Below are 1552 nucleotides of genomic sequence, written 5' to 3'. Positions count from 1 at the left end.
GGCCTGGTTGGAGTTGTACGCCAGGATCCGGCAGACCTGCCCCCAGCGGCCGGTAGCGGCCTGGTCTGGGGCATGCGCGGTGGGGAGAGCCGGTGGGTGCACGGTGATCACGATGGTGGTGATCGGCGTGCTGTCGCGAGGTCGCCCGTCGCGGTTCCAGATGGCATAACGGGACGTTCCGCACTTGACGATGCGAGCGGACAGTCGCATCCGGCGCTTGGGCAACAGCGCCTGCAGGACACAGGCGCCGATATGTCCGACCAGGTCGGGGCGTCCACTCGAGGCTGTAGTCGTCCCGGCGGCTCTGACGACCATGTCGCGCGCGGCCTCCAGGGCCACGGTGAAGCCGGCCCGGTCGGGATCGCAGCCGGATACTGTCTCCACCGCGGTCAGCATCATCGACCGCAGGGCCTGGTAGATGGCCAGCAGTCCCCACATTTCCTGGATGAGGCCCACTGGATCCTTCGACCGTAGAACGCGGCCTTTGAGCAGGGTGTGGCGTAGTGCCAGGTACGCGGTCTCGATCTCCCAGCGCTCATGGTAGAGACCGATCAGGCGATCTGCTGGATCCGTGCGGTGGTCGATCAGCGTGGTGAGCAGGCGGTAGGTTCCGCCGAAGTCGTCGCCGTCGGCGGTACGGGAGCGGACCTCGGCCTCGATCACCCGCAGCCGAACGCTGCCGATCCGGGTGAGGTAGGAGCCGTCGGGCAGCAACGCCAGCACCGGTGGGCGCCGGGTGCTGGTGGCACGGATCAGGAACTGTGCCCCCTGAGCCGCGATGTCTGCGAGCAGTCTGTTGCTGTCGAAGGCGCGGTCCGCCAGCAGGAGCATGTCCGAGGTCAGATGTTTGACCAGCTCGTGCGCATAGTCGGTTTCGCCCTTCGAGGCGGGTCCGAAGACGGCGGCGATCAGGCCGCGGGTGCCAGTTTCGCACAAGGTCATCAGCATCAGCCGGGGGTAACCGGAAGGGCCATGGCGGCGCTCCGTACGGCCGAGCCAGGACCGGTTCCGTTCGTGATCAGGGACGTTCAGGCTCCCGCAGCCGTCGAAGGCGACCGTCCGCCAGAGCCGGTAGCGCACTCCGGGGGTGGAGGGTTGGGCCAACGGGCCTGCCAGCACGTCGAACAGTCGCTGAAGCGGGGCTACACCGATCCTCCGTCGCAGATCGCGAAGGGCCTTCTCCGACGTCTGCGGCACCGCAGTGGTCAGTCCGGCCACGAGCTTGCCCCACACCAGCCCGGCGCCAAGGTGTCCGAACAGCCCGAGCGCGAGCACGAAGTACACCCCGACGCGTGAGGGGAGACTGCGCAGCCGTCGCTCGCGGGTCCCGGTCTCGTCCAGCACCGCATCCACCAGCTCGGGCGGGATGACCTGCGTCAATTCACCGACATGTCCAGGAGCGAACACGTCATCGATTCCGTACGTGACAGACTGTGCCACCGGGCCTCTGCTCTCTCAGGAAGATCTTGGTCGATCCCCTGGATAGCAGAGGCCCGTCTCGTGAGCACTCGCGCTTGACAACGTCAACTGAGCCTTAACTTCGTGGCATTGG

1 protein-coding gene is annotated in these 1552 nt (G+C 66.8%); it reads right to left on the bottom strand.

Features of this window, described 5'->3' with window-relative positions; translation table 11 throughout:
- Positions 1 to 1440: IS4 family transposase (locus tag ACWD04_RS33980; protein ID WP_451137583.1), on the bottom strand; the 1440-nt coding region annotated here is incomplete at its 3' end.
- Positions 1441 to 1552: the final 112 nt, after the last annotated feature.

Source organism: Streptomyces sp. NPDC002911 (assembly GCF_053591835.1).
The sequence above is the reverse complement of the archived record's forward strand: the minus strand, read 5'-3'. Positions and strand labels throughout refer to the sequence as shown.